24 protein-coding genes, 1 tRNA gene and 1 pseudogene are annotated in these 24,532 nt (G+C 69.3%); 13 read left to right on the forward strand and 13 right to left on the reverse strand.

The window, feature by feature from the left end; genetic code table 11:
* Position 1 precedes the first annotated feature (1 nt).
* Genes EZ216_RS06405 through EZ216_RS06415 form a run of 3 tightly spaced genes read left to right on the forward strand, consistent with a single transcriptional unit; the run spans position 2 to position 4,126 of the window.
* On the forward strand, positions 2-805 hold the full coding sequence (locus EZ216_RS06405; protein WP_135248859.1) for a fimbrial biogenesis chaperone: 804 nt from the start codon (positions 2-4) through the stop codon (positions 803-805).
* Positions 756-3,134 carry a fimbria/pilus outer membrane usher protein gene (locus EZ216_RS06410; RefSeq protein ID WP_135248860.1) on the forward strand — a complete coding sequence of 793 codons (2,379 nt, stop codon included), beginning with the start codon at positions 756-758 and terminating at the stop codon, positions 3,132-3,134. Before EZ216_RS06405 ends, EZ216_RS06410 begins: the two co-directional genes overlap by 50 nt.
* On the forward strand, positions 3,131-4,126 hold the full coding sequence (locus EZ216_RS06415) for a Csu type fimbrial protein (protein WP_135248861.1): 996 nt from the start codon (positions 3,131-3,133) through the stop codon (positions 4,124-4,126). The genes EZ216_RS06410 and EZ216_RS06415 overlap by 4 nt, the downstream gene beginning before the upstream one ends.
* On the opposite strand, the gene EZ216_RS22100 is transcribed toward EZ216_RS06415, so the two are convergent.
* A complete protein-coding gene (locus EZ216_RS22100; protein WP_439126716.1) occupies positions 4,123-4,776 on the reverse strand; it encodes a helix-turn-helix transcriptional regulator in 654 nt (217 codons plus the stop codon). The two genes, EZ216_RS06415 and EZ216_RS22100, sit on opposite strands and share 4 nt — an antisense overlap.
* A 201-nt stretch (positions 4,777-4,977) precedes the next feature.
* On the opposite strand from EZ216_RS22100, the gene EZ216_RS06425 reads away from it, so the two are divergent.
* Complete coding sequence (locus EZ216_RS06425; protein WP_135248862.1) at positions 4,978-5,199, forward strand: DUF1059 domain-containing protein; 222 nt, start codon at positions 4,978-4,980, stop codon at positions 5,197-5,199.
* Between the two features lie 9 nt (positions 5,200-5,208).
* Here the strand turns inward: EZ216_RS06425 and EZ216_RS06430 are convergent, their stop codons facing one another.
* On the reverse strand, positions 5,209-6,267 hold the full coding sequence (locus EZ216_RS06430; protein WP_135248863.1) for a class I SAM-dependent methyltransferase: 1,059 nt from the start codon (positions 6,265-6,267) through the stop codon (positions 5,209-5,211).
* A gap of 323 nt (positions 6,268-6,590) precedes the next feature.
* Here EZ216_RS06430 and EZ216_RS06435 point away from each other — a divergent pair.
* Positions 6,591-7,217: pseudogene (locus EZ216_RS06435) on the forward strand (MFS transporter); the annotation flags it as partial.
* Positions 7,218-7,280: 63 nt separating this feature from the next.
* On the opposite strand, the gene EZ216_RS06440 reads toward EZ216_RS06435, so the two are convergent.
* Positions 7,281-7,703, reverse strand: coding sequence for a thiamine-binding protein (locus tag EZ216_RS06440; protein ID WP_205959622.1), 423 nt, complete (start codon positions 7,701-7,703; stop codon positions 7,281-7,283).
* Between the two features lie 274 nt (positions 7,704-7,977).
* On the opposite strand from EZ216_RS06440, the gene EZ216_RS06445 reads away from it, so the two are divergent.
* Both EZ216_RS06445 and EZ216_RS06450 read left to right on the forward strand, forming a co-directional pair.
* Positions 7,978-8,051, forward strand: a tRNA-Gly gene (locus tag EZ216_RS06445).
* 70 nt (positions 8,052-8,121) lie between these two features.
* A complete protein-coding gene (locus tag EZ216_RS06450) occupies positions 8,122-8,547 on the forward strand; it encodes a RidA family protein (RefSeq protein WP_135248864.1) in 426 nt (141 codons plus the stop codon).
* A 21-nt stretch (positions 8,548-8,568) separates the two neighbouring features.
* Here EZ216_RS06450 and EZ216_RS06455 read toward each other — a convergent pair whose 3' ends face one another.
* The 6 genes from EZ216_RS06455 to imuA form a co-directional block, all read right to left on the reverse strand.
* A complete protein-coding gene (locus EZ216_RS06455; RefSeq protein WP_135248865.1) occupies positions 8,569-9,357 on the reverse strand; it encodes an SDR family NAD(P)-dependent oxidoreductase in 789 nt (262 codons plus the stop codon).
* Between the two features lie 70 nt (positions 9,358-9,427).
* On the reverse strand, positions 9,428-10,057 hold the full coding sequence (locus EZ216_RS06460) for a YbhB/YbcL family Raf kinase inhibitor-like protein (protein ID WP_135248866.1): 630 nt from the start codon (positions 10,055-10,057) through the stop codon (positions 9,428-9,430).
* Positions 10,058-10,130: 73 nt separating this feature from the next.
* Positions 10,131-10,769, reverse strand: a complete 639-nt coding sequence (locus EZ216_RS06465) for a 2'-5' RNA ligase family protein (protein ID WP_167772838.1) — start codon at positions 10,767-10,769, stop codon at positions 10,131-10,133.
* Positions 10,766-14,053 (reverse strand): error-prone DNA polymerase, encoded by a 3,288-nt coding sequence (locus EZ216_RS06470; RefSeq protein WP_135248868.1) that lies wholly within the window; start codon positions 14,051-14,053, stop codon positions 10,766-10,768. Before EZ216_RS06470 ends, EZ216_RS06465 begins: the two co-directional genes overlap by 4 nt.
* Positions 14,046-15,329, reverse strand: a complete 1,284-nt coding sequence (locus EZ216_RS06475) for a Y-family DNA polymerase (protein WP_135248869.1) — start codon at positions 15,327-15,329, stop codon at positions 14,046-14,048. Before EZ216_RS06475 ends, EZ216_RS06470 begins: the two co-directional genes overlap by 8 nt.
* On the reverse strand, positions 15,298-16,026 hold the full coding sequence (gene imuA, locus EZ216_RS06480; protein ID WP_135248870.1) for a translesion DNA synthesis-associated protein ImuA: 729 nt from the start codon (positions 16,024-16,026) through the stop codon (positions 15,298-15,300). Before imuA ends, EZ216_RS06475 begins: the two co-directional genes overlap by 32 nt.
* Before the next feature lie 243 nt (positions 16,027-16,269).
* On the opposite strand from imuA, the gene EZ216_RS06485 reads away from it, so the two are divergent.
* The 4 genes from EZ216_RS06485 (at position 16,270) to EZ216_RS06500 (ending at position 19,077) form a co-directional block, all read left to right on the forward strand.
* Complete coding sequence (locus EZ216_RS06485; RefSeq protein WP_135248871.1) at positions 16,270-16,737, forward strand: helix-turn-helix domain-containing protein; 468 nt, start codon at positions 16,270-16,272, stop codon at positions 16,735-16,737.
* Positions 16,730-17,437 (forward strand): nucleotidyl transferase AbiEii/AbiGii toxin family protein, encoded by a 708-nt coding sequence (locus EZ216_RS06490; RefSeq protein ID WP_135248872.1) that lies wholly within the window; start codon positions 16,730-16,732, stop codon positions 17,435-17,437. Before EZ216_RS06485 ends, EZ216_RS06490 begins: the two co-directional genes overlap by 8 nt.
* The gene (locus EZ216_RS06495; protein ID WP_135248873.1) at positions 17,434-17,997 is read left to right on the forward strand and encodes a DNA-3-methyladenine glycosylase; all 564 of its coding nucleotides are present in this window, start codon (positions 17,434-17,436) and stop codon (positions 17,995-17,997) included. Before EZ216_RS06490 ends, EZ216_RS06495 begins: the two co-directional genes overlap by 4 nt.
* 198 nt (positions 17,998-18,195) lie before the next feature.
* Positions 18,196-19,077, forward strand: coding sequence for a DMT family transporter (locus tag EZ216_RS06500; protein WP_135248874.1), 882 nt, complete (start codon positions 18,196-18,198; stop codon positions 19,075-19,077).
* Here the strand turns inward: EZ216_RS06500 and EZ216_RS06505 are convergent.
* The 3 genes from EZ216_RS06505 to EZ216_RS06515 form a co-directional block, all read right to left on the reverse strand.
* Positions 19,061-19,627, reverse strand: coding sequence for a hypothetical protein (locus EZ216_RS06505; RefSeq protein ID WP_135248875.1), 567 nt, complete (start codon positions 19,625-19,627; stop codon positions 19,061-19,063). The genes EZ216_RS06500 and EZ216_RS06505 overlap by 17 nt on opposite strands.
* Before the next feature lie 184 nt (positions 19,628-19,811).
* Entirely contained in the window at positions 19,812-20,450 is a 639-nt protein-coding gene (locus EZ216_RS06510; RefSeq protein ID WP_135248876.1) for a 3-oxoacid CoA-transferase subunit B, read from the reverse strand.
* Between the two features lie 43 nt (positions 20,451-20,493).
* Positions 20,494-21,192, reverse strand: coding sequence for a CoA transferase subunit A (locus tag EZ216_RS06515; protein ID WP_135248877.1), 699 nt, complete (start codon positions 21,190-21,192; stop codon positions 20,494-20,496).
* A 100-nt stretch (positions 21,193-21,292) separates the two neighbouring features.
* Between EZ216_RS06515 and EZ216_RS06520 the strand changes: the two genes are divergently transcribed.
* Positions 21,293-21,838, forward strand: coding sequence for a PAS and helix-turn-helix domain-containing protein (locus tag EZ216_RS06520; protein ID WP_135248878.1), 546 nt, complete (start codon positions 21,293-21,295; stop codon positions 21,836-21,838).
* A 49-nt stretch (positions 21,839-21,887) separates the two neighbouring features.
* Here the strand turns inward: EZ216_RS06520 and EZ216_RS06525 are convergent, their stop codons facing one another.
* Positions 21,888-22,541 (reverse strand): VTT domain-containing protein, encoded by a 654-nt coding sequence (locus EZ216_RS06525; RefSeq protein ID WP_135248879.1) that lies wholly within the window; start codon positions 22,539-22,541, stop codon positions 21,888-21,890.
* On the opposite strand from EZ216_RS06525, the gene mutL reads away from it, so the two are divergent.
* A complete protein-coding gene (gene mutL, locus EZ216_RS06530; protein ID WP_135248880.1) occupies positions 22,542-24,500 on the forward strand; it encodes a DNA mismatch repair endonuclease MutL in 1,959 nt (652 codons plus the stop codon). It begins immediately after the preceding gene.
* The last annotated feature ends 32 nt before the right edge of the window (positions 24,501-24,532 follow it).

The raw sequence follows: 24,532 nt of genomic DNA on the forward strand, positions 1-24,532 counted from the left end.
CATGAAGGACGCGCGACTCCGCTGGAGGGTCAGGCACAGGGTTGTTGCAAGTGCTGCAGTTCTCCTGGCGGGTGTCGCGACGGCGGCCGACCTTCAGATTTCACCGATCACCCTGGAATTCGGCCCGACCCAACAGGGTCAAGGCGTCTGGCTTCGCAACAGCGGCGGTGGGCCGGTCGACGCCCAGGTGCGCGTGCTGCGCTGGTCCCAGAACGACGGGCAGGAAACGCTCGAGCCCACGCGTGAGCTGCTGCCCACGCCGTCGTTCATCCGCATCGAGCCGGGCGGGCAGCAGCTGGTGAGGATCGTCCGGGTGCGGCCCCAGGCGCCCGAGGCTGAACTGACCTATCGCCTGCTGATCGACGAACTGCCCGTCACCCGCGCGTCAAGTGCGGCCGGGACGGCTGGAAGTGACGCGGAGGAACAGGCGCAGCAGCAGGTGGGATTGCGTTTTCTGCTGCGCTATTCGGTCCCGGTTTTCGTGGCGCCCACTCAAGCCAGCCCATCGCCGTCCGCTGCCCCGGCAAGTCCGGCCCTCCAGGCGTCCTGGCAAGCCGGCACGCCAACGGTGCTGTCGATCGCCAATTCGGGGAATCGGCGGGTCCGCATCAGTCGCCTGGTGCACGAGGACGCGGGTGGCAAACGCACGCTGCTGGCTCCCGGCTTGCTGGGCTACGTGCTGGCGGGCAAGACCATGCAGTGGCCGCTGAAGGCCGGCCCTGGATTGGGCGCGGGCCAGCTCAAGGCGCTGCTCGATGACGATGAGAACGAGCAGACGCTCCCGATGGCCCGCGGCCGGCCTTGAGATCGTCGCGTCCTGTTTCATAGCCGGCCTGCCCGGACTCGCGAAAGCCGGCGTACCCGATCCGCCGCCGATCACGGAGGAAACCACGCAGCAGCTCTTTCTGGCCGTTTCGGTCAACGGCGTCCGCAAAGCCGGCTTGCATCCGTTTGCCCAGGCGGCCGATGGCCTGCGTGCGGACGCCGTGCTGTTGCGGCAACTCGGTCTCCGCTGGCCGGGAAGCGAACAGGCCGAAGGCGAGATCGCGCTGGCCGGGCTGCCGGGGCTGGAGGTGAACTACGACAGCGCGGGCTTGCGGCTATCCCTTGTCGCTCCCGTCGACCTGCTGGACCGCCCGGTCTTGCGCCTGTCGTCCGGCCTCGCGTCGGCCACTCCCGCCGATCCGTCGACGCGCGTCGCAGGCGCGGTCCTGAACTACGACCTGTATTCGGAATCCCGCGCCGGCGGTGTCTCGGCCAGCGCGTTCGGCGATCTGCGCTTCTTCGGGGAAGGCGCGGCAGTCTGGAGCCAGTCGGCCGTCGCCCATGCGGCAAGCCGCACCGGAGCGCCAGCGCTGGTCCGGCTCGACACCCAGTGGCAGGTCGACGACGCCGAGAGCATGACGGTGCTCAGGCTGGGCGACGGGCTCACCGGTGGCCAGGGTTGGACCCGCACCAAGCGCATCGGGGGCTTTCACTACGGCCGCGACTTCGGCCTGCAGCCCTATCGCACGACCACGCCGCTGGCGGCGTTCGTCGGCGAAGCCGTGCTGCCTTCGACGCTGGAGCTGTACGTCAACGGCCTGCGCCAGTCCACCCAGCAGGTCCAGCCGGGGCGCTTCCAGCTGGATGCGGTGCCGCCGGGAACCGGTGCCGCGGTGGCCAACCTGTTGATCACCGACATCAACGGACAGCAGCGCAATGTCCACTTCGACCTGTATGGAGCGCCCACCTTGCTGCAGGCCGGCCTGTCCGATTGGTCGGTGGATGTGGGATTCCTGCGCAAGGACTACGGGCTGCGTTCCTTCGCCTACGACCACAGGCCGCTGGCCAGCGGCTCCTACCGCTGGGGATGGAGCAACACCTTGACGTTGGAGAGCCACGCGGAAGCCACCACGGACTTGTTCGAGGCGGGCGTGGGGAGCGTGTGGAAGCTGGGGGACCGGGCCGGTGTGCTCACGACCTCGCTGGCGGCGAGCCGCGGGGACGGAACGTCCGGAAATCAAAGGGCCGTCGGCTACCAGTGGGCCGGCATCGACTTCGGCTTCGCGGTGAACAGCGCCCGAAGCAGCGCGGGATACCGCGACGCGGCTTCCCGGCTGGAGCCGGCCCTGTCGCGCGGATCGGACTCGGCCTTCGTGAACTTCGGCACCCCGGTGGGCCAATGGTCCCTGGGCGTCGTGCGCCAGCTGCTGGCGCAGTCGAAACCGGCGCACTACCTGAACCTCGGGTGGGCCGCGGACCTCGGCCGGGGAGCGACGCTGAGCCTCAACGTGCAGCGGGTGAATGACGAGAAAAAGTCATACAGCACGAGCCTGACCTTCTCGATGCCCCTGGACTCCCGCGTGATGACCAGCGCGTCGGTGCAGCAGCGGCGCGGATCGACCCAGCTCTCAGCATCGGCTTCGCAGTCGCCCCGCGATGAAACCGGCTGGTCATGGTGGGCCCAGACCGCGACCACCAACGGCCGCGATCCTTCCGCCCAATTCCAGGTCGGGCGACTCACCGAAGCGGGGCAATGGTGGGTGGGCACCACGGCCAACGGCGGTTCGGCGGGGACATCCGTCTATGCGAGCCGCAACGGCGCCCTGGCCTGGCTGGCGGGTGACCTGCATGCCTTGCGCCACGTGGAAGACGCGATCGCCGTGGTGACCACGGACGGCGTGCCGGACGTGCCGGTGCGCCTGGAAAACCGGCTTCTGGGCCGTACGGATGCGCGGGGACAGATCTTCGTGCCGCAGCTCAACGCCTACCAGCGCAACCAGATCAGCATGGACACTCTCGATCTGCCGATGGACATCGTCGCCGACAAGGTCCAGGCCGACGTCGTGCCCGAGCGCCGACGCGCTTCCCGCGTGAGATTGCCGTTGCGGCGGATCGTGCCGGTGCACGTGAGCCTGCGAAACCAGCAGGGCCAGCCATTGGACCCCGGCGGCGTGGTGGAGCTGCGCATGGGCGACTCGAAAACGGGAGCTTCCACCCGGGTGGGCTACGACGGCCTTGTCTACCTCGAGGACCCGCCCCCCGGTGCGGCCTTGTTCGTCAGGGGCGAAGCCGGCCGGTGCACCGCGCGATTGCCAGATCCACTGCCGCCGGCTGGCGGCGAGCCCACCCCCTTGGAGTGCAAACCATGACCGAACCCCTGCAGATTTCCAGGCGCGTCCTGGCTTGGCTCGCGTTCGCCGCCGCCTTGGGCTGTTTCAGCCCTGCGGCCAACGCGCAGGTCTTCTGCTACTCCGGCGGCACCACCAACATCGATTTCGGCATCATCAGTCCCGCGGCCGCGACCGACAAGAGCGGCAGCATCAGCTTCACCTGCAGCGCAAACCAGCCGGGCACGTTGAAGTATTGCCTGTACCTTCCCGAAGGCAGCCGCCCCGGCGTGGCTCCCCGGAAGATGTTCAGCTGGTCGGCGCCGAGCGATTTCATGCTCTACGATCTCTACGCTCCTCCGGGCTACACGAACGTCATCGGCCCGCCGCCCACGGGAGGCGGGTTCCCGGTCTACAGCGGCGTCATGTCGCTGCCGGGGAACAACATCCCTGTCACGATCAGCATCCCGATCAATGGACGCGTCTTCGCAGGCCAGACCCTGCCGGCCGTGCCGTTCCAGTCCACGCTCTACCAGGACGGCACATTGCCGTGGGCCTACCAGGCTTCGGGGACGCCGCCCAACTGCGTCACGGGGGACTACACCGGCTCCAACAGCCCGATCGTCCAGATCACGGCCAACGTCGACAACAGCTGCGCGATCAAGGCCGCCAACGACCTGAACTTCGGCAGCAAGACGGATCTGAGCGTTGCCGTGGACAACACCTCGAGCATCACCATCCGGTGCCCGGTGGGACGCTCATGGTCCATGGCCTTGAGCAACGGTACCAACGCCGTGGGGTCGACGCGCCGGATGCGCAAGGGGGTCGGCGCCGCCGCCAAGTACGTGACGTACGAGCTGTACAAGGACGACAAGCGAAATCAGCGCTGGGGCAACAATGGCACCGAGCTCCTCAACAGTCCCGGCAGCAGCGCCGCGCTCACCACGCTGATCGTCTATGGCAGGGTTCCGGCCCAGCCGTCGCCCGGCAGCGGAATCTATACGGACACGGTCACGATCACGCTGACCTATTAAGGATTCCCGGAGCGCCAGTTCGCCGGCATCGGCTGGGCAGGCCACCGTGAGCGGGTCGTCCTGCCGGCCGTCGCGGGCCGCTGCGACCGCTGCAATGCCATCACCGCCGCGGTGCGCGTCTCCACGCCCAGCTTCTCGTAGATGTGCTCCAGGTGCTTGTGGACCGTGCGCGGGCTGATGGCCAGCAGCGCGGCGATGTCGGCGTCGGTCTTCCCGCAGGACAGCCAGCGCATCACGTCGCCCTCGCGCGGCGTCAGCGGCCCCGCTGGCGGCAGCGCGACCACCGGCGGCCCGCCGCGCGCGAACGTGTGGCGGTACACGTATGCCAGGTGCGGCTGCAGAAGCGCCAGCTGCTCCCTTTCGCGCGCGCTGAAGGGCTGCGCGCGCCGCAGCCGAAGCATGACCTGCGTCGAGCTGCCGTTCGCCAGCGCGGCGAGCAGCACGCCTTTCGCGCCCTGGGCCCTCATCAGGCCTTCCTGGCCGGCTTCACACGCCAGCAGGCCGGCATCGTCGCAGGGAAGGCTCTCGCGCAGCGACCAGCGCACCGCCCGCGCGAAGGCAGCCGCCGTGCACTGGCCCTCCTCCATGCGCTCCAGCCTCTCGAGCAGGCCGAGCATCGCGAGGTAGTCGCCGCAGGTGAGGTGCTCCATACGCAATCCATCGTATGGAGCCCGGCACCGCGCCGCGCCACGATGGCCGCGCCAGTATAGGAAGCGGTGCCGCATCCGCCCTGCGGGGCGACCGGTGATTTGCAACCGGCTGCACGGCCGCGCACGTGCGGCCGTGCACGCAGCGCCCGCTTCCGTTTTCGCTGGTGCCAACGCCCCGCTCGCGGGGCACAAGGAGTCCACATGGCACGCCAATACATCGACTGCCGGGAAGTCCCGAGCGACATGAACTGCAGCATCGCCATCGCCGCCGACAGCGAGAGCGAGCTGGTGGAAGCCGCCGCGCAGCACGCGAAGACGGTGCATGGGCACGAAGACACGCCCGAGCTGCGCAAGATGCTGGCCACGTGCATCCACGAAGGCACGCCGCCTGTCGAAGCGCCCAAGCAGCAACAGGCGGCCTGACCGCCCTGCTCAGGCGCGCGCTTCGAAGATCAGGTTGAACGGCGTCTGCGCCGCGCGGCGCAGGTCGCTGAACCCGCCCTGCTGCACCACTTCGCGCAGCTTCTTCTCGCCCGCCTGCGCGCCCAGGCACAGGCCCACCGCCTGCGAGCGCGAAGCCGGCGTGCAGATGAAGGTGGATGCCGAGTAGTACACGCGGCCCACCGGATTGATGTTGTCTTCGAGGTTGTCGTTGGCGAACGGCTCCACGATCATCCAGCTGCCGCCGGGCTTGAGCGTTTCCTTCACGTGGCGCGCGGCGCCCACGGGGTCGCCCATGTCGTGCAGGCAGTCGAAGAACGCCACCAGGTCGTAGTCGCGGCCCGGGTAGTCCTGCGCGGTGGCCACCTGGAAGTTGATGCGGTCCGTGGACAGCCCTTCACCCTCGGCCACCTTGGCGGCGCGGTCGATGGAAGGCGAGTGGTAGTCGAAGCCGGTGAACGTGGCTTTCGGGAAAGCCTTGGCCATCAGCGTCGTCGAAGCGCCGTGGCCGCAGCCGACGTCGGCCACCTTGCCGCCGGCCTTCAGCTTGTCGACCACGCCGCTCAGCGCCGGCAGCCATTCGCCGACCAGGTGGGCCGCGTAGCCGGGCCGAAAGAACCGCTCCGTGCCGTTGAACAGCGAAGGATCGTGCTCATGCCAGCCGACGCCCAGGCCCGTGCGCAGCGCCTGCACCATCTTGGGAATGGCCTTGAACTGCGCCACGCCGATCTGGAAGGCGCCCGGGATGAACGCCGGGCTGCCCTCCTCCGCCAGCGCGAAAGCCTGCTCCTCGGTGAGGAAGAAGCGGCCGCTGGCGGCTTCGTAGCTGACGTACCCGCTGGCCGCCTGCGCCGACAGCCATTCGCGCAGGTAGCGCTCGTCCGTCTCGGTCTTCTGCGCCAGTTCGCGCGGCGTGGCGGGGCCTTCCGCCATCGCCTTGTACAGGCCGAGCTGGTCGCCCACCACGACGGTGGCCGCGTGCATCATCGCGCCCACGTCGTGCACGAAGTTGTCCATGAAAGCATTGAGTTTCGACTCGTCCAGGGCCATGGCATTACTCCTTGAGTTGGCGGCCCGTGGCTGGGCCGAAGGCGCATCGTGGGGCGGGGAGTCGGCACGCACCAATACGATGGATTGCGTATGGGCGGCGGAGAGCCCCCACGCCCGCAGGAAAGCACACGCGGTGATAAGGTTCACCCTCTTCCGGGACTGACGGGTCCCCTGCCTTCGCCGCCCTCCTGCGGCGCATCCATCCGCGAATGACCACTCCCAGGCTCCAGCCGGAGCAAGGCCTTGCCGTTGGCGGCTGCCTGCCCGCTTCCCCTTCGTCCCGCGACACGCGGTTCCTGCGCGCCGCGCCGCACATCCCCGCCGCGCCGGGCGCCAGCCCCTGGCGCGAACTGCAGGCGCTGCGCAACAAGCACGTGTGGCTGACGCTGGGCATCGGCGCCATCGGCTTCGGCGGCATGTTCTGCGTGTTCAGCTACATCAAGCCGACGCTGACCGAAGTGGCCGGCCTGCCGCTGGCGCAAGTGCCTCTCGTGCTGGCCCTCTTCGGCAGCGGCATGGTCGCAGGCAACCTGGTCGGCGCGCGCCTGGCCGACCGCTCGCTGATGCGCACCATCGGCGGGTTGCTGCTGTGGGCGGTGGTGGTGCTGGGCGGGTTCTCGCTCGCGGCGCAGCACGTGGCCACTGCGGCGGCGGGCACGTTCCTGATCGGGACCATCGTCGCGATCGGGCCGGCACTGCAGATCCGGTTGATGGATGTCGCGGGGGAGGCGCAGACGCTGGCGGCGGCGTTGAATCACTCGGCGTTCAACCTGGCGAATGCGCTGGGGGCGTGGCTGGGGGGTGTGGCGATCAGTGCGGGGCTGGGCTGGACGTCCACCGGGTGGGTGGGCGCGTTACTGGCAATCGCGGGGTTCGGGGTGTTTGGGTTGGCGGTGCGGGCGGAGCGCATGTCTGGCCGGCGGAACGCGGCTCCACTGCGCGCGCACTAGGCGCAATGTGCGTCCACTGCCGGTGCGCCGCTGGCGCAGCGGCAGTGGACGCCCGTGGTCATCTCACTTCCGGAACTTTCGGGTGAGGTCGTCGATGCGCGGCCCGCCGGGCTCGGCCGCGCTGGACACCTTGATGATGCTCAGCGTGCGCTCGGCTCCCGATTCCAGGGTGGCATGGTGCACGGCTTGCAGCAGCGGCCAGACCTTCTCGGGTGGGCCTTCCACGACCGTCCCCATGCCGTGCACCTCGTAGTGAAGGCCGGACGCCTGGATGACGGCGATGGCGGCGTCGACATGCTTGTAGCGGTCGCCGGCCGTGCCGGCCGGCCGCGGGATGACCTGGATCTCCGCGATCATGTGGCGGCCAGCCGGGCTGCCGGCGGCGGGCGGCGCCTGCTGCGCCCAGGCCGTGCCGCAGGCCAGAAGCGACAGCGCCAGGAACGACCGGCGGAAACGACGCAAACGCGAGAACGATGGATGTGCCATGTGCAACTCATGCAGATGGCAGGTCGGCGAACGTTCGAGGCACTCGCGCCGGCACGAGCGAGAAAGCCGGCACAGCCTGGAACGTGCTTCCCTGCGCGAGGATTACCTCAATCAGGTTCAAAGGGACTCTCTCAGCCGGCGCGCGCCTTGCGGTCGCGCCAACACCCCCAGCGGATTGCGCGCGGCAGCCAAGTGGCTGCGATGCGCGGGCGCGATTCTACGGAAGCTCACGGCGACTGGCCGGTCAATCCCACGTAGAATCCGCCACTCACCCGCGGGCGTCGTTCAATGGCAGGACCTGAGCTTCCCAAGCTCAAGACGTGGGTTCGATTCCCATCGCCCGCTCCATCTGCCGCAATGGCAGTCAGGACTGAAACCGAGAAGCGGCTTCGGCCAGTCCCGCTCCTGGAATGCACGGATGAATACTTTCCGCAACCCGGCCTCCGTCGCCAGCCCCATCGGGCGGTATTCCCATTCCGTGGAGATTCCGGCGAACGCGCGGACGGTCCTGGTTTCGGGACAAATCGGTTGCACGCCGGACGGGACGGTGCCCAACGACTATTTCGAGCAGCTTCACCACGCCTTGCGCAATGTGGTGTTGAACGTCGAGGCCGCGGGCATGACGGTGCGCGATATCGTCAAGTGCAACTTGCTGGCCGTCGCCGCGCACCGCCCGTCCGGGGAAGACGCTCGCAGCCGAGGGGCTGCGGTGCTCGACGAGGTGTTCGGCACCCACGTTCCGTGCTGGACGACCCAGCTGATCTCTGGCCTGGTGAGGCCGGACCTGATGCTGGAAGTCGAAGCCATCGCGGCTTCAACTGACAACAGTGGCAAGGCCGAGTGAAGTGAGCGGCGCGCTCTCGGCTCACACCACGATGGCCGCCATCCCCCCATCCATCGACAGGATCGCCCCGTTCACGTAACTGGCGCGCGCCGAAGCCAGGTACACCACCGCATCCGCGATCTCCTCGGGCAGCGCCACGCGTCCCAGCGGGATGCCGTCGCCCGCGCCGCGCAGCGCCTCTTCGCGCGACACGCCTTTCTGCCGCGCCTCCGCGGCCACGCCTTCCAGCAGACGCTCGGTCTGCGTGGCGCCGGGGTTCACCGCGTTCACGCGCACGCCTTTCGATCCCCACGCGGCGGCCAGGCCGGCGGTGGCCAGCATCAGCGCCGCGTTGGCCGCGCCGCCGGGCAGGTGCGTGGTGCGCGCGGTCTTGCCGCCCATGCCGATGACGTTGACGATGGCGCCCGCGCCACGCGCACCCATGCGCTTCGCCATCGGGTCCATCACGTGCACGTAGGTGAAGAACTTGGCGCGCATCGCGTCGTGCCAGTCCTGCGGCTGCAGCTCGGTGAACGGCGTGCGGCGCGCCGCGCCCGCGCTGTTCACCAGCACGTCGACCGGGCCGCCCTTGCGCTCGGCCATGTCCAGCATCGCCACGGCCGTCTGCGGGTCGGTCAGTTCGGCGTCGTAGCCGGCCGCTTCCAGGCTTTCGCCGCGCAACGCGGCCAGCGCGGTGGCCACGCTGTCGGCGCGGCGCGCCACCAGGCTGACTTTCGCGCCTTCGCGCAGGAAGGCGCGCACGCACGCCAGGCCGATGCCGCGACCGCCGCCGGTGACCAGCACATGCCGGCCCGCCAGTTCCATGTCCATGCTCGTCTCCCGGCCCGCGCTGCGCGGCCGCGAGTGATTGTCGCCGCGCAGCCGCGCGGTGGCGATGGCGTTACTGCACTACGCGCGCCGCGGCGGCCTGCCTCTGCTCGTCCTTGATGCTGCCATCCGGCCGCTCGTAGGTGCCGACGAGCAGGCCACCCGCCATGCCCCTTTCCTGGATGGCCTTCAGCACTTCGCCGCGCGTGGGCTTCCCGCTGAACGCCTCGCCTTCGCCCAGCGCGAACAGCTGGAACGCGTAGCGGTGCTGCCCGTGCCCGCGCGGCGGGTCAGGCGGAATCCAGCCGGCGCGGAAGTACGAGTTGCGGCCGGCGTGCACGTCGTCGCCTTCGTGGCCGGGGCTGGCCAGCGCGCCTTCGTGCAGCGAGCCGTCCCGCGGCGGGAGGTCCACCACGATGGCGTGCACCAGCGGCTCGGCCGTGGGCGCGTCGGCGTCCTCGACGATGAGCAGCAGGCTGGCCGCGCCCGAAGGCAGGCCGTGCCATTCCAGCGGCGGCGACAGGCCTTCGCCATCGGCCGTGTAGCGCTCGGGGATGGGTGCGTGGTCGGCGAAAGCCAGGCTGCTGACCTGCACCATGCCCAGCCCCGCGCGCATGCCGCAGCGGTTGAAGACGAGCTTGTCCAGGCCGGCGCGACGGTCGCGCAGCGCGTGGCCCAGCGCTTCGGGCAGGTGTTCGAGCATGGATGTGTCCTTGCCGACGATGGTGGGCAAGGTCGCGGTCGCGCGGTGTCGGACAGGAGCGCGAGCGCAGAGGTCAGCGGAAGAGATCGGGCTGGGCCCATCGGGCGCCCTGCAGGCGCTGCAACGCGGAAGCGCTGATGAACGACTCCGTCCGGTGCGGCGCCTGGCTGGGCAGGATGAGGCCGCCGGGCGCGGTGGCATACCGGTGCAGCACGTCGTGCAGGCCATCGTGGGAATGGATCAGGAAGAACTCGCGCACCGGCCAGTCGACCGTTGGCGGCGCAGCGCTGCAACGCGCGCCGCGCGCGTCGTAGCCCAGCGTGACGTGGGGCCGCCACGAAGCCTTTTCGCGCCACACCGGGAAGCCGGCCAGCAGCAACGCATGGCGGACGTCGTGGCGCAGCTGGTCGAGGCCGTGGTTCGGTTGCGCAAGGAACACCGCGGGCCAGCGCTTGCCGCGCCAGGCCGCCACCTCGTGCAGGCGCAACCGGAAAGGCTGGAAGGGCACGCCCGCCAGCGCGGCATGCAGCACCTCTTCCGCTTCGCGGGTCGCGTGGCAGCAAGCCAGGGTCAAGTGCAGGCAGTACGGCGGCGTGACCCAGGTTCCTTCCGGCCAGGTCCATTGGTCCTGGCAAGCCTGGATGGCATCGCGGCTCGCCCGGCCGGGGCGCAGTGCGATGAGCAGCTTGCGCGACAGCGCGGGGCGTCTCAATGGAAGTCCCGGCTGCGGTTGTCGCGCCCCAAACGCCCCAGCAGCGGCGTCAGGTCTTCCAGCTGCCTGGCGATCAGGTGACACACCTGGCCGCTGTCGTCGCGCTGCCAGGTGCCGTGCACGGCCAGCAGGCGCGCGTGCAGCAACTGCTCGCGCTGCTCTTCCCGCACGCCGCGCCACACGATGACGTTCACCGGCCCGGTCTCGTCTTCCAGCGTGACGAAGACGGTGCCCTTGGCCGTGCCGGGCTGCTGCCGCACGGTGACCATGCCGCAGGCCGACACTTCGCGGCCGGCGGGCAGCTCGCCCAGCTGGCGTGCATTGAGGAAAGCGCGCTTCGACAGCTTCGGCCGCAGCAGCTCCAGCGGGTGACGGCGCAGCGTCAGCCCCAGTGACTCATAGTCGAACACGACCTCTTCGCTTTCGTGCGCGGGCGCCAGTTCGATCGGCGCTTCCTGGATGGGCGCCTGCGCCATCAGCTCCGGCGCGCGGTGCCGGCCCGCGGCTTCCCACACCTGCTGGCGGCGGTGGCCGGCCAGCGACAGCAAGGCATCGCCCGCCGCCAGCGCGGACTGGTCCTGCACGTCCAGGCTCGCGCGCAGCGCCAGGTCTTCGGTGTCGGCGAAGGGGCCACGCCCCGAGCGGGCTTCGGAGATGCGGCGCGCGGCCACCTCTTTCAATCCGCCCACCAGCCGCAAGCCCAGCCGCACCGCCGGTTCGGCCATGTCGCCTTCCAGCGTGCTGTCCCAGTCGCTGAACGACACGTCGGGCGGCAGCACGCGCACGCCGTGCCGCTTGGCGTCCTGGATCAGCTGCGAAGGTCCGTAGAAGCCCATGGGCTGAGAGTTCAGCATCGCGGCCAGGAAACACGCGGGCTCGTGGCACTTGAGCCAGCTGCTTTCGTACGCCAGCAGCGCGAAGCTGTAGGCGTGGCTTTCGGGGAAGCCGTAGTCGCCGAAACCCTTGATCTGCTCGAAGATGCGGTTGGCGAATTCGTCGCTGTAGCCATTGACGCGCATGCCGCCTTTCAGGCGATCTTCGTAACGGCCCACATCGCCTTTGCGTTTCCAGGCCGCCATCGCGCGGCGCAAGCCATCGGCCTCTTCTCCCGAGAACCCCGCGCACAGCATGGAGATCGCCATCACCTGCTCCTGGAAGATCGGGATGCCCAAGGTGCGCTCCAGCGCCTTCTGCAGCCGCGGCGTACCGGTCTTCTCGTATTTCGAGCGCTCGTAGACGATCTCCAGTTCCTTTCTCTCGCGCTCCCGCGCCTTGAGGTAGGGATGCACCATGCCGCCGGTGATGGGCCCGGGCCGCACGATGGCGACTTCCACGACCAGGTCGTAGAACTTGCGCGGCCGCAGCCGCGGCAGCATCGACATCTGCGCCCGGCTCTCGATCTGGAACACGCCCACGGTGTCGGCCCGGCAGACCATGTCGTAGGTGGCCGGGTCTTCCTTGGAAACGTCGTAGCGAGTGAACGGCGTCCCCCGCCGCAGCGACACCAGGTCGATGCACCGCCGGATGACGGTGAGCATGCCCAGCGCCAGCACGTCCACCTTCATCAGGCCCAGGTCTTCCAGGTCGTCCTTGTCCCACTGGATGACCGAGCGGTCCTTCATGCTCGCGTTTTCCACCGGCACCAGCCGGGTCAGCCGCGTCTGGGTGAGGACGAAGCCGCCCACGTGCTGCGACAGGTGGCGCGGGAAGCCGCGAAGCTGCTGCGTCAGTTCCAGCCACAGGCGCGCGCGGTGCGCGGCCAGCGGCACCCCCAGTTGCGCGGCCATCTCGCCGAGCTTGTCCGCGGCCAGCTCGTCGTCGAACCAGTAGTGGTCCTTGGCGAAGGCGTCCACCAGTTTTTCGTCGATGCCCAATGCCTTGCCCACGTCGCGGATGGCGCTGCGCGTGCGGTAGGTGATGACCACGGCCGCGATGGCGGCGCGGTGCCGGCCGTACTTGCCGTAGACGTACTGGATCACGGCCTCGCGCCGCTCGTGCTCGAAATCCACGTCGATGTCGGGCGGCTCGTTGCGGCGGTCCTTGCTGATGAAGCGCTCCAGCAGCGGCTCGCAGATCGTCGGGTCCATCGCGGTGATGCCCAGGCAATAGCACACGACCGAGTTGGCCGCCGAGCCGCGACCCTGGCAGAGGATGTCCTTCGATCGCGCGAACTTCACGATGTCGTACACGGTGAGGAAGAACATCTCGTATTCGCACTCCTCGATGAGGGGCAGCTCCTTTTCCAGCAGCTCGTGCACCTTCTCCGGGATGCCCTTCGGCCAGCGTCGGGCCGCGCCTTCGTAGGTGAGCTGGCGCAGCTGCTGGGTGGGCGTCATGCCGCGTTCCAGGACGTCCAGCGGGTAGTGGTAGCGCACTTCCTCCAGCCTGAACGTGCAGCGCCGCGCCACTTCCAGGGTGTTGTCCAGCAGCTCGCGCGGGTGGATCTCGGCCAGGCGCTTGCGGTGGCGCAGGTGCTTCTCCGAATTGGCCTGCAAGGCCAGGCCGCAGTCGTCCACTCGCTTGCCCAGGCTCACCGCGGTGACCACGTCCTGCAACCGCTTGCGCGAGCGCGCGTGCATGTGCACGTTGCCGGCGGCCACCAGCGGCACATCGGCGCGCCGGCCGGCTTCGCGAAGGTCGGCCAGCCACAGGTCGTCGTCCATCAGGTGCGGCAGGTGGACGGCGATCCACAAGCCTTCCCGGTACAGGCGGCGCAGTTGCGCCAGCCGCTGCACGGTGGCTTCGAGGCCGATGCGCCGGCCCTCTTCGCGCGGCGGGACGTACAGCACCTCGCAGCCTTGCAGCAGGCGCAGGTCGCTGCGGTCCCAGCCGACGTCGTAGCTGCCCTTCACCGTGGTCATGCGGGCGGCGCTGATGAATTCGCACAGGCCGCCCCACCCTTCCAGGTCGCGCGCCAGCGCCACCAGCCGCGCGTCGCCGAAATCGAACTCGGCGCCGTACAGCAGCCTGAAGTCGCGCTTGCGCGGCTGGCCGGGGAAGTACTCTTCCAGCTTGTCGATGAAAGCGCGGTAGTCGTTCCACCCCGACCAGGCCCGCACCACGCCGGCCACCGAGCATTCGTCGGTGATCGCCAGCACTTCGTAGCCCAGGTCGTAGGCCCGCCGCACCAGTTCCTGCGGGTGGGAAGCGCCGCGCTGGAAGCTGAAGTTCGACAGGCAATGCAGTTCCGCATACCGGGGCAGCAGGTCGGGGCCTTTCCCGAGGATGGGCGGCAGCTGCTCTTCGTCCAGGAACGGCTTGGACTTGAGGGATTGCTCAGGCATACAGGCCCTGCAGGTACCAGTCGAACTGGTTCTTCTCCAGCTCCTGCGCCATGGAGGGCGGCCGCTCGCGGTAGATCCACACCAGCCCCGCCTGCGGGCTGCGCGCGATGAAGTAGTCGCGCAGGCTGGGGCCGGCCTCTTCCCACCATGAGGTTTCCACGCGGTACATGCGCGCCAGGCGGCGCAGCGGGCCGCCGAAGCACGGCGTCTCGCCCTGCATGCGCAGCTTCAGCGGTGCGGGCAGCAGCCAGGTGGGATAGAGCGCGTCGCTGCCGGCGGCGGGCGTGGCTTCATGGCCGCGCGCGGGCGCCCAGTGCTGCCGGCATTCGGGGCGGTGGTCCTCGTGCGCGCACGGCACCACGATGCTGTCTTCGCCCAGCCGCACCGACAGGCGCTCCACGAATTCATGCAGCCTCTCGCCTTCCACTCGGTCCTGCGGCAGCAGGCTGGTGGTGGCGCCGCCCCAGGGCACGGTGTCCAGCGAGCGCAGGCGCAGGTGGTTGGCGGGCGCGGCCAGCGTGGCGCGGTCCAGGTGCTCGCTGACCAAGCGCCGCAGGTGCGCCATGTCCTGCGTGGGCTGCGCGGTGCGCACCGGCAATTGCTCTTTCGATGGAAGCATCACGCCGTTCAGCCGGCGCAGGTCCAGCGTCCATTCCAGTTCCAGCGCCAGCACGCCGCGGTTGCGCGCCTGCAGCCAGTGCTGCAGCAGGCGCAGCAGGTGGCCGGCGGCCAGCATCAGCTCGGGCGCGGCCGTGGCCAGCGACACCAGTTCGACGTTCAAGTCGAATCCGTCGGGCAACGTTTCCCAGCGGTACTGCTCGGGGCGCTGGCCCCAGGCCGCATCGAGCGCTGCCACCAACGGCGCGCCGAATCGGCGCGCGACACCGCCCCGCGGCAGCGCGCGCAGCTGGCCCCAGGTGCGGATGCCGGTGCGCTCCAGCAAGGGCACGTGCGGCTGCGCGGCGGTGAGCAGTTCCAGCGGCAGCGCGTCGGGCAAGTCTTTCGGCACGGGCAGCGACTGCTGCTTGCAGCGAAGAAGCGCCAAGGCGACGAGCGAAGTGGGCCCCACGGCCCAAGCGGCGAAGGGCAGGTCTTCGCGGGACTTCAGCAGCAGCTGCAGCAGGCCGCGCTTGCCGCCGAAGAGGCGCAGGCTGGCGGACACCTCCAGCAGCAGCGCGCCTTCCACCCACGCCACGCGGGGCGTGAAGCGCAGGGCCCACCAGGTCCAGGCGAGGGAATCGGTTTCAAGTTTCGGTGACAAGGCGATCCAGTACATGCGATCTCCTTTCGGGGGTGGCGGGAACGGCCGCGGGCTGCGCCTGCGGCGAACGGCGGCGCGCTTCCAGCAGCGCGCGAAGGCGCTCGGGCGCGGCGGGCAGCACGATGGCGTGGTCCACCGGCGGCCCCTTGCGCTTGACGATGCGCACCTGCATCTCCTCGACGCCTTCCACCAGCAGGCGCAGCGGCGCGGGGCTGGCCTGTCGCGCGGCCGCAGTGCCGCGCACCACGAACAGCAGCTTGCCGTGCTTGCGTGCCGCCAGGTGCAGGCGGCGCAGTTCCTGCGAGCGCACCTGCGGCAGCCAGGCCAGCACGCCCACCACGTCGGCACAGCGCAGCGCCTGCTCGGCCGCCCACAGGCGCGCGGCGGCAACGTCGGTGCGGATCCACAGCAGGCGGTCGGCGGCCAGGCCTTGCGCGGCCAGCGCGGGACCGAACGGCGGATGCGGCGCACCCACCAGCGCGATGGGGCCGGGCTTGTCCGCGCAAGCGGAGGACAGCGCGGGCAACACCAGCTGCCACACATGCGCTTCGGGCCGCACCTGCAGCAGCTCGATCAGGCTGCCGTGCGGCCAGCCGCCGCCGGGCAACTGCTCGTCCAGCGCCGCATGGCCGCTGGGCCGCGCCGCTTCCTCGCCGGCGAGGTCGGTGACGCGCCAGACGTGGGGGACGCAAAGCTCTGCAGCGGGCTGCATGGAGGTGGAGGAAGGAGGATTGGGGGAAGCGGCGAAATACTGATCATTTATACAGTAAACTGCTTTCTCCGCACGAGGCAAAAAACCGCGTCCGGGCTTTGCCATTTCCACTTCGCCACGCGCCCCGGCACGCAGCCGGTGCGTGTGGCATTCTTTTTTGGCCTTGCGCATGCCCGTCCTGGGTTGGCACAAAAGAGTTTCTCATTATTGACATTTCAATGAAAATGAACAAAATGAGAAGCAATGCCAGCCGCCGCCCCACCTCTGCCTGAACCGGCTGCCCAGCACCTGGCGCAGCTGGGTGAACAGCTGCGCCAGGCCCGCAAGCGGCAGCAGGTGACCGCCGCCGCGGCGGCAGAAGCGGCGGGCATGTCGCGCGTCACCCTGCACCGCATCGAAAAAGGCGAGACCAGCGTCACGGTCGGCGCCTGGCTCGCCGCCGCGCAGGCACTGGGCCTGGAGCTTTCGCTGGCCGACCCGGCGCAGCCCGCCGCGCAGCCGCTGCCCGACAGGATCAGGCTGGCCGACTACCCGCAGCTGAAGCAGCTGGCGTGGCAGTTGCCCGGCGTGGAGGAACTCACGCCGCAGGAAGCGCTGTCGCTGTACGAGCGCAACTGGCGCCACGTGGATGGCCAGTCGCTCACGATGAAAGAGATCGCGCTGGTCAACGCGCTGGCCACCACCATCGGCGGGGGACGCCCGCTTGTTTGAGCGCGCGCACCACCGCGACGTGGCGCTCGTGCTGCAGGCGCTGTCGCCGCAGGTGCTGGCGCAGCACCGCTGCTGGTTCGGCGGCGGCACGGCGATGGCGCTGCGCTACGGCGAGTACCGCGAGTCGGTGGACATCGACTTCCTGGTGGCGGACGGGCCTTCTTACGGGCAGCTGCGCAAGTTGCTGGACAGCCCCGCGGGCCTGGCGCCGCTGGTGCGCGAAGGCTTGTCGCTGGAACTCGCGCGCGACGTCGTGGCCGATCGCTACGGCATCCGCACGCTGGTGCGCGGCGGCGCCAGCACGATCAAGTTCGAGATCGTCCACGAAGGCCGCATCGAACTCGACGCACCGGGAACTGCCGACGCGGTCTGCGGCATCGCCACCCTCACGCCGCTGGACCTGGCCGCCGAGAAGCTGCTGGCCAACGCCGACCGCTGGCGCGACGACGCGGTGTTCAGCCGCGACCTGATCGACCTCGCGATGATGCAGGCCCCTGCGGCGCTGCTGCGCCAGGCGCGCGCGAAGGCCGAGCGGGCGTATGGCTACACCGATGCCGCCGCCTCGGTCACCAAAGCCATCGCGATGCTGCGCGATCGGACGCACCGCCTGGACGAATGCATGCGCGCCATGCAGATCGCCACGGTCACCCCCGCGCAGCTGTGGCAACGCATCCGCCGGCTGGAGAAAACGTTCGGATGACCCGGCCGCTGGTTCCCGCCGACTTCGAAGGCGATTCGCACGTGGTCGCGCACGCGCTCATCGGCTGCACGCTGCTGGTGGATGGCGTGGGCGGCCGCATCGTGGAGACGGAGGCGTACGACCGCTACGACCCTGCTTCGCACACCTTCTCGGGGCTGACGCCGCGCAACGCGTCGATGTTCGGCCCGCCGGGACGCGCGTACGTGTACCGCTCGTACGGCATCCACTGGTGCCTGAATTTCGTCTGCCGCGAGGAAGGCCACGGTGCCGGGGTGCTGATCCGCGCCATCGAACCCACGCACGGGCTGGACACCATGCGCGAGAGGCGCGGCGTGCACGACGCGCGGCTGCTGTGCTCGGGGCCGGGGCGCGTGGGCCAGGCGCTGGGCATCACGCACGACCTGAACGGCCACCGGCTGGACCGCAAGCCGTTCAAGGTGCTGGCCGCGGCGCATGCGGTGCACGTGGTGGAGGGACCGCGCATCGGCATCACGAAGGCGATCGACGTGCCGTGGCGGTTCGGGGAAGCAGGGTCGAAGTTCGTGAGCCGCAAGTTCTAGCCGCGTATCATTTGACGCATGAACGCCCGTCACCTGTCCATCGCGCCTCCTTCGCGCGGTGCCGGCGCCCCGCCTCCCCCGGCGGCCGCGCTGCGCTGACTCTCGTCGGCAACCCGTAGCTCCCGCCTGACCCGGCCACGCCGGCGGCGTGCACGCGCGGGAGCACCGCGTTCATTCCCGATTTCGACAGGTGTCTCCATGAAACTGGCCTCGATGGCCCGGACCGCTTTCGGTCCCACGGCGTGGTTCGTCCTGCTGTGGAGCAGCGGCGCTCTCTTCGCCAAGGCTGGGCTGGCTTCCGCCAGCCCCTTCGCCTTTCTCTCGCTTCGTTTCGCCCTCGCTTTCGCCGTGCTCGTCGCGCTGGGCCTGGCGCGCGGCCGCTTGCGACCCGCCCCGGGCACGGCACCGCTCGCGGCCGGCGCCGGCGCACTGATGATCGGTGGCTACTCCATCGCCTACCTGCTGGCGCTGGACGCGGGCCTCACGCCCGGCGTGCTGGCCACCACGCTGGGCGTGCAGCCGGTGCTGACGCTGCTGTGGGTGGAGCGCGGCTTTCCGCTGCGCAGGCTCGCGGGGCTGGCGCTTTCGCTCGGCGGCCTGGTGCTGGTGGTGTACGACAGCCTGGTGCTGTCGCGCATGCCGGCCGCGGGCATCGCGTTCGCGCTCGCCGCGCTGGCGTGCGTGACTGCGGGTTCCATCCTGCAGAAGCGGCTGCAGCAAGCACCGCTGGACGTGCTGCCGGTGCAGTACGCCGTGAGCCTGTCGATGTGCGCCGCGTTCCTGCCGTGGCAGCCGGTGCATGTCGCCTGGGACACGAATCTGGTGGTGTGCGTGCTGTGGCTGGGCCTGGTGATCTCGGTGGGGGCGACGCTGCTGCTCTATCGCCTGATCCGGTCGGGCGACCTGGTGAACGTCACCAGCCTGTTCTACCTGGTGCCCGCGGGCACCGCGGTGCTGGACTGGCTGGTGTTCGGCCACCGGCTGGCGCCGCTGGCGATGGCAGGCATGGCCGCCATCGCGGGCGGCCTGGTGCTGGTGTTCCGGCCGGCGAGGCCGGCGGCGCTCAGCGCGAGCGGTTGACCGGCTGCTGCTGGCGCTGCGCCGGCTGCACCGCCGTCATCGGCGGGTTGTGCATCTCGGTGATCACCTGCCCGGGCCGCGCGGGACCCGCGCCCATCGCCTGCGCCGGGTTGCGTGCCGGGCCCGCGCCCATCATGGTGGTATTGGGCGCTTGCGCGGGCGGCAGGCCCGATTCGGCCAGCACCACGCCGGGCCGCATGTCGTCGGGACGGTCCGGCACCACGGCCACGCCGTTGGCCATCATCGTGTGCGGCAGGCCCATGCGCTCGGCGGTGGCGGCGTCGGTCAGCAGCGGCGAGCGGCCCGTCTTCGAAGCGGTGCGCAGCCGCCGTTCCGCATTGACCACGGGGCAATCGTCGCCGGAGCCGAACACCATGTGCCCGCCGGGATAAGACTGCGGCAGCGTCTCGTGCAGCGGGCGGCTCATGTCCACCGGCGGCAGCTGGGCGTTGTAGACGACCTGATCGTTGCGGTCGTAGACGGTGTAGCAAGCCAGGGCCTGGGTGGCCCAGCAGCAGGCGGCGGCCACGATGGCCAGTTGGATCTTCATCGCATCACTCCACGGCCGGCGGCAATTTCGGCCTCGATGCAGACGATGGTGAAGAGCCAGCGACTGGCTCAGCGCAGGCCGAAGCAGCCAGCGCGTGTCAGCCACTTTCGGTGGCGGGTGACGGGACGTTACCGGTGTGGCGGCGAGTGTCGGGGCGGCATGCGCCCGGACACTCGCGCGCGCATCACTGCAGCAGCTTGGCGGCGGACTTCGACTGGATCTGCTCGAAGGTGACGCCGGGCGCGAGCTCGACGACCTTCAGGCCCTGCGGGGTGACGTCCATCACGCCCAGGTCGGTGATGATGCGGTCGACCACGCCCACGCCGGTGAGGGGCAGCGTGCACGAGGGCAGGATCTTCATGTCCTCGGTGCCGTCCTTCTTCTTGGCGACGTGTTCCATCAGCACGATCACGCGCTTGACGCCCGCGACCAGGTCCATGGCGCCGCCCATGCCCTTGACCATCTTGCCGGGGATCATCCAGTTGGCCAGGTCGCCCTTCTCGCTGACCTGCATGGCGCCCAGGATGGAGAGGTTGATCTTGCCGCCGCGGATCATCGCGAAACTGTCGTGGCTGCCGAAGATGGACGAGCCCTTGATGGTGGTGACGGTCTGCTTGCCGGCGTTGATGAGGTCGGCGTCGACTTCGGCTTCCGTCGGGAACGGGCCGATGCCCAGCATGCCGTTCTCGGACTGCAGCCACACTTCCTTGCTGCCGGTGTGGTTGGCCACCAGCGTCGGGATGCCGATGCCGAGGTTCACGTAGAAGCCGTCCTCGAGTTCCTGCGCCGCGCGCGCGGCCATCTGGTCTTGGGTCCAGGGCATGGTTTTCTCCTGTATTCCGATCGTCCTGAGCTTGTCGCAGGACTTACGCGGTGCGGGTGGTGCGCTTCTCGATGCGCTTTTCGGGCCTGGCGTTGTGCACGATGCGGTGCACGTAGATGCCGGGCAGGTGGATGTCGTCCGGGGCCAGCTCGCCCACTTCGACGATCTTCTCCACTTCCACGATGCAGACCTTGCCGGCCATCGCGCACGCGGGGTTGAAGTTGCGCGCGGTGAGGTTGAAGCGCAGGTTGCCGCTCTTGTCGGCCACCGCGGCCTTGACCAGCGCCACGTCGGGCACCAGCGAGCGTTCCATCACGTAGGTTTCGCCGTCGAACTCGCGCAGTTCCTTGCCTTCGGCCACGACGGTGCCGACGCCGGTCTTGGTGAAGAAGGCCGGGATGCCCGCGCCGCCGGCGCGCAGCTTCTCGGCCAGCGTGCCCTGGGGCGTGAATTCAAGCTCCAGTTCGCCCGCCAGGTACTGGCGCTCGAACTCCTTGTTCTCGCCGACGTACGACGAGATCATCTTCCTGATCTGCCGCGTGGCCAGCAGCTTGCCCAGGCCGAAGTCGTCGACACCCGCGTTGTTCGAAATGACCGTGAGGTCCTTCGTGCCGCTGTCGCGCAGCGCGTCGATCAGCGCCTCGGGGATGCCGCAAAGGCCGAAGCCGCCGACGGCCATCAGCTGGCCGTTGCGCACAACGCCATCGAGGGCGGCGGCGGCGTTGGGATAAAGCTTGTTCACCAGAAGTCTCCTCGAGCAAGGACGCGCCGGCGGGAACCGCCGGGAACACGGTTACGATACTACTTAATGTGCTACGTAGTTTCTCGTAAAGGTTAGCCCGGTGGACGTTGATTACCGCCTGGCTTTCGACCTGGCGCCCATCGGGCTGTGCCTTTCGCGCAATCGTTCCATCGTGGACTGCAACCGGCAGTTGTGCGAGATGTTCGGCTTCTCGCGCGAAGTGCTCATCGGCCAATCGTTCCTGACCCTGTATCCCAGCGCGGAGGAATACGAAAGACTGGGCGCGCGCATGGTGCCCATCCTGAACGCCAAGGGCCACTACGCCGACGACCGCATCATGAAGCGCGCCAACGGCGAGGTGTTCTGGTGCCACGTGACGGGCCGCGCGCTCAACCGTGAGGCGCCGCACGAGTCCGGCATCTGGTCGTTCGAGGACCTGAGCGCGCAGCGGCCCGTGAAGGCCGAACTCACCGCGCGCGAGCGTGAAGTGGCCGCGCGCCTGCTGGATGGCATGACGTCCAAGGAGATCGGCAAGGCGCTGCAGATCAGCCACCGCACGGTGGAGATCTACCGGGCGCGTCTGATGCGCAAGTACAAGGCCAACACGACGGCCGACCTGGTGCACAAGTTGACCGCCGGCCAGTGAGGGCGCAGCCGGCACGGGGCGGTCAATCCCCGCGAAGGCGGGGATCCAGTCAGGCGACCGTGGCCTGCCCCTTGAAGCGGGCCTTCAGCGCCCCCGCGATGACGATGAGGCCGGGGACCAGGATCATCGCCCAGATGATCTTGTCCAGGTGCTGTTTCACCCACGGGATGCCGCCGAAGAAATAGCCGGCCGTGACGATGCCGCCCACCCAAAGGCCGCCGCCCGCCACGTCGAAGAAGGTGAACTTGGCGCGGGTCATGCGCGCCACGCCGGCCACGAAGGGCGCGAAGGTGCGCAGGAACGGCATGAAGCGCGCCGCCACGATGGTGAAGCCGCCGTACTTCTCGTAGAACGCGTGCGCCTGGTCGAAGGCGCGCCGGTTGAAGAAGCGCGACTGCTCCCACTGGAACACGCGCGGCCCGATGTAGTGGCCGATGGTGTAGTTGCTCTGGTTGCCCAGCACCGCCGCGCCCCACAGCAGCGCCACCGACGTCGGGTAGTCCATCAGTCCCACGCCGCACATCGCGCCCACCACGAACAGCAGCGAGTCGCCGGGCAGGAACGGCATGACCACCACGCCGGTCTCGATGAAGATGATCAGGAACAGCAGTGCGTACACCCAGGTGCCGTAGGCGGCGACGAAAGCTTCGAGGTGCTTGTCGACGTGCAGGATGAAATCGACCAGGAAGGCGAGGTATTCCATATGGCGGCCGATTATCTCCGGCCCCCTAGAATCGATGGGGTGAACGCAGTGCTCCATCCGGACCACCGCCGGCCCATCCGGGAACTGCCCGACGAGCTGGTCAGCCAGATCGCGGCCGGCGAGGTGGTGGAGCGCCCCGCTTCCGTGGTGCGCGAGCTGGTGGACAACGCGCTGGACGCCGGCGCGCGCCAGGTCACCGTGCGGTTGCTGGCCGGCGGCGTGCGCCTGGTGTCGGTGGAAGACGACGGGCAAGGCATCCCGCGCGAGGAACTGCCCATCGCCCTGCGCCGCCACGCCACCAGCAAGATCGGCAGCCTGTCCGACCTGGAATCGGTGGCCACGATGGGTTTCCGCGGCGAGGCGCTGGCCGCCATCGCTTCCGTCTCCGAACTCAGCATCGCGTCGCGCACCGAAGGCCAGTCCAGCGCTTTCCTGCTCGATGCCCGCAGCGGCGAGCTGCGCCCCGCCGCGCGCGCCACCGGCACGACGGTGGAAGTGAAAGAACTCTTCTTCAGCACGCCCGCCCGCCGCAAATTCCTGAAGACCGACGCCACCGAGCTGGCCCACTGCATCGAGGCGGTGCGCCGCCACGCGCTGGCGCGGCCCGACGTGGGCTTCGCCATCTGGCACGAAGGCAAGCTGGCGGAGCAGTGGCGCGCGGCCACGCCGGACCAGCGCCTGGCCGATGTGCTGGGTGACGACTTCCTCGAACAGAGCGTGGCCGTGGAACATGTCCACGGCCCGCTGCAGGTGCGCGGCCGCGCCGGCGTGCCCGACGTGGCCCGCTCGCGCGCCGACCAGCAGTTCGCCTACGTCAATGGCCGCTACGTGCGCGACAAGGTGCTGACGCACGCCGCGCGCAGCGCCTACGAAGACGTGCTGCACGGCCAGCGCCAGCCGGTGTACGCGCTGTACGTGGACATCGACCCCACGCGCGTGGACGTCAACGTGCACCCGACCAAGATCGAGGTGCGCTTCCGCGACAGCCGCGAAGTGCACCAGGCGGTGCGGCGCGCGCTGGAAGCGGCGCTGGCGGCGCCGCGCGCGGGGCAAGCGGCGGAGGCGGGGGCGCCCGAAGCCGAAGCGCCCGCCGCGCCGCGCATGCCGACGTGGCAGCAGCCGCGGATGGATTTCTCGCAGCCGGCGGGGAATCGGGTGTCGGATCTGGCGGCACTTTGGCAGCCGTCGGCGGCGCCCTCGCCCGCGGTCGGCACGCAGGATGCGCCGCGAGCGTGGGGTGCCGCCTCAAGCTTCGACACAGCCGCACCTCTCCGTACGCTCCAAACCGTTCGGGCTGAGCCTGTCGAAGCGGGGGTAGCACCTTCGACAAGCTCAGGCCGAACGGATGGGGGGGCATCCGACGACGACTGGCCGCTCGGCCGCGCCGTCGCCCAGATCCACGGCATCTTCATCCTCGCCGAGAACAGGCACGGCCTGGTCATCGTCGACATGCACGCGGCGCACGAGCGCATCGTCTACGAGCGCCTGAAGTCGCAACTGGACACCGGCGAAGGCCAGGCCCTGGCCAGCCAGCCGCTGCTGATCCCCGCCACCTTCGCCGCCACGCCGCAGGAAGTGGCCACCGCCGAAGCCTGCGCCGACACGCTGCGTCTGCTGGGCCTGGAGATCGAGCCGTTCTCGGCCAAGACGCTGGCCGTGCGCGCGGTGCCCACCACGCTGGCGCAAGGCGATGCGGTGGAACTGGCGCGCAGCGTGCTGCATGAGCTGTCGCACCACGATGCCAGCACTGTGGTGCAGCGCGCCCGCAACGAGCTGCTGGCCACCATGGCCTGCCACGGCGCGGTGCGTGCCAATCGCAAGCTGACGCTGCCCGAGATGGACGCGCTGCTGCGGCAGATGGAAGAGACCGAGCGCTCCGACCAGTGCAACCATGGCCGGCCCACGTGGCGCCAGCTGTCGGTGCGCGAGCTGGACGCGCTGTTCCTGCGCGGGCGCTGAGCCGGGGAACTCGGCCGCCGCGCCGCAACTCA

It is taken from the genome of Ramlibacter humi (assembly GCF_004681975.1).
GTDB lineage: Bacteria > Pseudomonadota > Gammaproteobacteria > Burkholderiales > Burkholderiaceae_C > Ramlibacter > Ramlibacter humi.